The organism is Aquabacterium sp. (genome assembly GCF_036279655.1).
Classification (GTDB): domain Bacteria; phylum Pseudomonadota; class Gammaproteobacteria; order Burkholderiales; family Burkholderiaceae_C; genus Aquabacterium.
Genome location: NZ_DASUIT010000050.1, coordinates 1 through 6,627 on the forward strand (window position 1 = coordinate 1; position 6,627 = coordinate 6,627).

Consider the following 6,627-nt stretch of genomic DNA (forward strand, 5'->3'; position numbering starts at 1 on the left):
AGAGCGCTCGGCCGACGCATCAGACAGCTCGAATGCTTGCTCGACCTTCAGGTCGGGCAGGCCTTCGATTTCGAGGATGCGACCCGAGAAGATGTTCTTCTTGCCGGCCTTGGCCACGGTCAGCAGACCGGCCTTGATGGCATACAGGGGGATGGCATGCACCAGGTCACGCAGGGTGACGCCAGGCTGCATCTGGCCCTTGAAGCGCACCAGCACGGATTCGGGCATGTCCAGGGGCATCACGCCCGTGGCGGCGCCGAAGGCGACCAGGCCCGAGCCTGCGGGGAAGGAGATGCCGATGGGGAATCGGGTGTGCGAGTCGCCGCCGGTGCCGACGGTGTCGGGCAGCAGCAGACGGTTCAGCCAGGAGTGGATCACGCCGTCACCGGGACGCAGGGCCACGCCGCCGCGGTTGCTGATGAAGGCGGGCAGCTCGCGGTGCATCTTCACGTCCACGGGCTTGGGGTAAGCCGCGGTGTGACAGAAGGACTGCATCACCAGGTCAGCGCTGAAGCCCAGGCAAGCCAGGTCCTTCAGCTCATCACGGGTCATGGGGCCGGTGGTGTCTTGCGAGCCGACCGTGGTCATCTTGGGTTCGCAGTAGGTGCCAGGGCGCACGCCCTTGCCTTCCGGCAGGCCACAGGCACGGCCGACCATCTTCTGGGCCAGGGTGAAGCCCTTGCCGCTGTCAGCGGGAGCCTGGGGCAGACGGAAGACGGTGGAGGCGCTCAGACCCAGGAACTCACGGGCCTTGGCGGTCAGCGAGCGGCCGATGATCAGGTTGATGCGGCCACCGGCCTGCACTTCGTCCAGCAGGACCTGGCTCTTGAGTTCGAACCTGGCAGCCTCGGCGCCGTTCTTCTCGATCTTGCCGTCGTAGGGGTAGATGTCGATGACATCGCCCATCTCGAAGTTGGAGACATCGACTTCGATGGGCAGGGAGCCGGAGTCTTCCTGCGTGTTGAAGAAGATGGGGGCGATCTTGCCACCCAGGGTCACGCCGCCGAAGCGCTTGTTGGGCACGAAGGGGATGTCTTCGCCGGTGGCCCAGATCACGCTGTTGGTGGCCGACTTGCGGGAAGAGCCGGTGCCGACCACGTCGCCGACGTAGGCGACCAGGTTGCCCTTCTTCTTGAGGTCTTCGATGAACTGCATCGGGCCGCGCTTGCCGTCTTCTTCGGGCTTGAAGGCCGCGTCGGGACGGGTGTTCTTGAGCATCGCCAGATAGTGCATCGGGATGTCAGGGCGGCTCCAGGCGTCGGGCGCGGGCGACAGGTCGTCGGTGTTGGTCTCGCCAGGCACCTTGAACACGGTCACGGTGATCTTCTTGGCCACAGGGGGGCGGCTGGTGAACCACTCGGCGTCGGCCCAGGACTGCATCACGGCCTTGGCGTTGGCGTTGCCAGCCTTGGCGAGTTCTGCCACGTCGTGGAAGAAGTCGAACATCAGCAGGGTCTTCTTGAGGGCTTCAGCGGCAATGGTGCCCACTTCAGCGTCGCCCAGCAGATCGATCAGGGGCTTGACGTTGTAGCCGCCCACCATGGTGCCCAGCAGCTCGGTGGCCTTGGCACGCGAGATCAGGCCCACCGTCAGTTCGCCATCGGCCACGGCGGTCAGGAAGGAAGCCTTGACCTTGGCCGCATCGTCCACGCCGGGGGGGACGCGGTGCGTCAGCAGATCCAGCAGGAAGGCGTCTTCGCCAGCGGGCGGGTTCTTGATCAGCTCGATCAGTTCAGCGGTTTGCTGGGCCGACAGGGCCAGAGGAGGGATGCCGAGGGCAGCGCGCTCAGCAACGTGTTGGCGATAGGCTTGCAACATGTGGTGTTCACCTGGAGTGGAAATGGGGCAATAGCTCGGGCTGCAAGAAGCGCCCGGTCACATGGAAATGCAATTTCCGTGCAGCCCTATATTGTCGCACTTTGGCGGCCCCTCGTGCGAGGGGCGCGTGAAATCATGGGGTCATTTCGACCGTCGATTCATCGCCCTGGCCGGCCCGAGACAGGGGGGATGCGGCGGCGGGGCGCCCCAGATGGAGGCGCAGCACCCGGCGCAGGTCTGCCGGAGTGAAGGGTTTGCTCACGTGGTCGTCCATGCCAGCGTCCCGGCACAGGCGAAGGTCTTCGCTCTGCGCGCTGGCCGTGAGGGCCACGACGGGCGTGCGTCGTGCACCGAGACGGGCTTCGGATGCGCGGATCTGACGGGTGGCCTCGAAGCCGTCCATCTCGGGCATGTGGCAATCCATCAGCACCAGATCGGCCTGATGCGAGGCCAGCCACCGCAGGGCTTGCCGCCCATTGACGACCGTGGCGACCGACAGGCCCAGTTGCTCCAGCTCCGCTTGTGCCACCAGGGTGTTGACGGGGTTGTCCTCCACCAGCAGCACGGTGCCATCGAAGTTGGGCAGCGGACTCTGCTGATCGCACTGCGGCGGTGCCGATTCGGGAGCCGTGCCCGGATCTCGTGCGCAGGGCAGGTCCAGCGTGAAGCTGAACGTCGATCCCTGGCCGACGACGCTTTGGCATGCGATGTCGCTGTCCATGGTGCGGCAGATCTGGCGCGCGATGCTCAAGCCCAAACCGCTGCCCGATGAGCGTCTCTCGTATCGGCCGTCCACCTGGTGGAAGGCCTCGAAAATGCGGCTGATTTCGTGAGGTGGAATGCCGATGCCGGAATCCTGTACCTCAAAGGTGATGCGTGCCTGGGTGGCGCTGGTGCTCTCTGCCTGTCGCACGGTGACCTGGATGTGGCCGTGCTCGGTGAACTTCACCGCATTGCCCACCAGATTGATCAGCACCTGCTGGAGGCGGTCGGCATCCACCTCGACCCAATGGTCGGCGGGCAGATCGCAGTGCATGCGGATGTCCAGGCCCTTGTCTTGGGCGGTGACGTTGCTCAGGGCGCAGACATCGCGGACCAGGTTGGGCAGATGCGTGGCGCGGGGGCGCAACTCCATCAATCCCTCCTGCAATCGCGAGAAGTCCAGCACATCGTTGATCACGCCCAGAAGCAGGTGCCCGGTGCCTTGCAGCAGGTGAAGGCGTTGGTGTGCATCGCGGCTGACCACGTCGCCTTGCAGGATGCGCGCCAGGCCCAGGATGCCGTGCAGGGGCGTGCGCATTTCATGGCTCATGGTGGCCAGGAAGCGGCCTTTGGCGGCGCTGAGCTCTTCTGCTTCGCGCAGGGCCTGGGTGCGGGCCTCGGCGAGTTCCTCTCCGGCAAAACGCAGGCGCAGCAACTCGCCAGTACGCCGGTGGGATCGGCCTGTGCTGAACCACAGCACGACCATGAAGCCGCCCACGCTGACCCCACCGAACAGGCCGAAGGGGCCGCCCTGCCAGAGGCAGTACACCACGGTGGACAGCAGGATGGGGGTCAGCCAGGCCCGGGCGCTGATGCGATCCACGTGGAGCATGGCCACGCCGGTGGCGGCAATGCCGGTGACCGAGCCCACCATGGCGGTCATCAGCTCGGTGCTTTCATGGAGCGGCAGCATCCAGACCAGTGCGCCCCAGCAGAAGGCAATGAGCAGGGTCAGGACCAGGAAGGTCGGCTGCCAGTACCTGGAGGTCCGGTCCCGTGTGCGCAGATAGGCGATGGCATGCCCGGTTCTGAGCGCGGCGACCAGCAAGAGCGCGGACAGCCAGTATCCAGTTCCCGGATCCAGGCCGGTGGGGCGCAGGTGGGCCACCAGCATGGCGATCAATACCGCAAAACCCGCGCCAGTCAGAGACGCCGCCGGGACATGGCCGAAAGACATCCTCAAGCGAGCGGCTTGAATCTGCGCTTCGAGCGTTCGGGTCGAGGGTGGCGAGATCACGGCGGGGGGATGGAACACACAGGGACACCGTGATGGTGCAGCACCGTGTTTCTGAGGCGGAGCAGGAATTCCCTGAGGGGCGCGCCGCCACCGTGACTTATTGGGTCAAGTCGCCCCCCTGGATGAGGGGGCGACAGGCGTCGTCAACGCCTCATTGCAGATTGGACGGCTGCGGGTTGCGCAGCAACTCCTGCTCTGCTGCGCGCTGGACCTCGTGGACGCAGCCGTCGACCAGGCGACGCCCGACTTTGGTGTCCATCAGCATGGATTTGGTCAGGATCTGCAGCAGCAGGGCGCGGCCCTTGATGTCTTCCAGGCGGATGGCACCGGTGGAGGACAGCACGGGCTTCATCACCCAGCTCTGTTTGCCCAGGTTCAGGTTGAAGTAGCCGCGGTTGCGGTCATTGCGGTCCACCGAGACGCGCTTGCCGAACTCGCACTCATAGCGGCCGGTGAGTACGCGCTCGGCGGCTTCGAGCTGCTCCACGGTGGCTTCGGGCAGCAGGGTGAATTTTTCTGCCTTGGGCGCCTTCTTCGTGGCGGCATGCGCCATGGGGGACGCGAAGCTGCCGGCCACCATGCCGACCACCAGCCCGGCCGTCAGGGCCAGCTTGCGGATGCGTTGCGCTCGAATCAGGGGGCAGTGAGTCATGAGGGATCCAGGGAGTGAGGGCCCCCAAAGGGGCTGACCAATGGTGGGATCTTGCCATCAATCGGAAGTTCACGGTCTCGGTGAAAGACCGTGAAGTCGTCTCAGAATGTGTCACCGGGCACGCGAACCCAGCCTTCCATCAGCACGCGGGCGCTGCGGCTCATGATGGCCTTTTTCACGGTCCACGCGCCGTTGACCTGCTCGGCCTGGGCGCCCACGCGCAGGGTGCCCGAGGGGTGGCCAAAGCGCACGGCCTCGCGTGCCCCTCCCCCGGCGGCGATGTTCACCAGGGTGCCAGGGATGGCCGCTGCGGTGCCGATGGCCACGGCACAGGTGCCCATCATGGCGTGATGCAGCTTGCCCATGGACAGGGCGCGCACCAGCAGGTCGATCTCAGAGGCTTCCACGGTCTTGCCGCTGGAGGCCTGGTAGGTGGTCGGCGGGGCCACGAAGGCGATCTTTGGGGTGTGCTGGCGGGTGGCGGCCTCTTCAGGCGTCTTGATCAGGCCCATGCGCAGAGCGCCGGCCACGCGGATGGCTTCGAAACGTTTGAGCGCCTCGGGGTCGGTGTTGATCTGCTCTCTCAGCTCTGTGCCGGTGTAGCCGATGTCGGCGGCGTTCACGAACACCGTGGGGATGCCGGCCGTGATCATGGTGGCCTGGAGCGTGCCCCCTTTGACCACGGACTCGGGAACCTCCAGGTCATCGACCAGGTTGCCGGTGGGGAACATGGCCCCGCCTTCGTCGCCATCGTCAGACGGGTCCATGAACTCCAGCACGATCTCGGCGGCGGGGAAGGTCACGCCATCGAGCTCGAAGTCGCCCGTTTCCTGCACCTGACCGTGGGTCACGGGCACATGGGCGATGATGGTTTTCTGGATGTTGGCTTGCCAGATGCGCACCACGGCCACGCCGTTTTGCGGAATGCGCGACGGATCGACCAGGCCGGCATGGATGGCGAAGGCGCCTGCGGCGGTGGACAGGTTGCCGCAGTTGCCGCTCCAGTCGACGAAGGGCTTGTCGATCGACACCTGACCGTAGAGATAGTCCACGTCGTGATCGGGCACGCTGGACTTGGACAGGATCACGCACTTGCTCGTGCTGGAGGTGGCCCCGCCCATGCCGTCGATGTGGGCGGCATAGGGGTCGGGGCTGCCGATGACGCGCAGGAACAGCTTGTCTCGGGCCGCGCCTGGCACCTGGCAGGCCTCGGGCAGGTCCTGCAGGCGGAAGAACACGCCTTTGCTGGTGCCGCCGCGTAGGTAGGTGGCGGGGATCTTGATTTGAGGGGCGAAGGCCATGATCAAGCTGCCTTGTTAGCTGCCAGGAAGTCCTGAGCGAAGCGTTGCAACACGCCACCGGCCTGATACACCGACACCTCTTCGGCCGTGTCCAGGCGGCAGGTCATCGGCACCTTCACCACTTCGCCATTCTTGCGGGTGATGACCAGGGTCAGGTCCGTGCGGGGCTTCAGCTCGCCTTCCACGTCATAGGTCTCTGTGCCGTCCAGGGCCAAGGTCAGGCGGTTGGTGCCTGGCTTGAACTCCAGGGGCATCACGCCCATGCCGATCAGGTTGGTGCGGTGGATGCGCTCGAAGCCTTCTGCCGCAATGGCCTCGACCCCTGCCAGACGCACGCCCTTGGCCGCCCAGTCACGCGACGAGCCCTGGCCGTAGTCGGCGCCGGCGATGATGATCAGTGGCTGTTTGCGTTCCTGGTAGGCCTCCATGGCTTCCCACATGCGCACGACCTTGCCTTCGGGCTCGATGCGGGCCAGCGAGCCGGCCTTTACCTTGCCGTCGGCGTCACGCACCATCTCGTTTTTCAAGGTGGGGTTCGCAAACGTGGCGCGCATGGCGGTGAGGTGGTCACCCCGGTGGGTGGCGTAGGAGTTGAAGTCCTCCTCGGGCAGGCCCATCTTGTGCAGGTATTCACCAGCCGCCGAGTTCATCAAGATCGCGTTGGACGGCGACAGGTGGTCGGTGGTGATGTTGTCCGGCAGGATGGCCAGCGGGCGCATGCCCTTGAGTGTGCGCGGGTTGGCGGCCAGGGCGCCCACGCCTTCCGTGTCCCAGTAAGGCGGGCGGCGGATGTAGGTGGATTGCGGGCGCCAGTCGTACTGCGGGCTCACCTTCACGCCCTTGTCGGCCTGGATGGC

Annotated in this window: 4 protein-coding genes and 1 pseudogene; all 5 read right to left on the reverse strand. The window is 65.5% G+C overall.

Features of this window, described 5'->3' with window-relative positions; genetic code table 11:
* On the reverse strand, positions 1-1,818 hold a 1,818-nt coding region (locus tag VFW84_RS05550; RefSeq protein ID WP_329679445.1), incomplete at its 3' end, for a bifunctional aconitate hydratase 2/2-methylisocitrate dehydratase.
* Between the two features lie 133 nt (positions 1,819-1,951).
* The gene (locus VFW84_RS05555) at positions 1,952-3,835 is read right to left on the reverse strand and encodes an ATP-binding protein (RefSeq protein ID WP_329679446.1); all 1,884 of its coding nucleotides are present in this window, start codon (positions 3,833-3,835) and stop codon (positions 1,952-1,954) included.
* Positions 3,836-3,968: 133 nt separating this feature from the next.
* Entirely contained in the window at positions 3,969-4,469 is a 501-nt protein-coding gene (locus VFW84_RS05560; protein WP_329679447.1) for a hypothetical protein, read from the reverse strand.
* A 101-nt stretch (positions 4,470-4,570) separates the two neighbouring features.
* Complete coding sequence (gene prpF, locus VFW84_RS05565) at positions 4,571-5,770, reverse strand: 2-methylaconitate cis-trans isomerase PrpF (RefSeq protein ID WP_329679448.1); 1,200 nt, start codon at positions 5,768-5,770, stop codon at positions 4,571-4,573.
* 2 nt (positions 5,771-5,772) lie between these two features.
* Positions 5,773-6,627: pseudogene (locus VFW84_RS05570) on the reverse strand (Fe/S-dependent 2-methylisocitrate dehydratase AcnD); the annotation flags it as partial.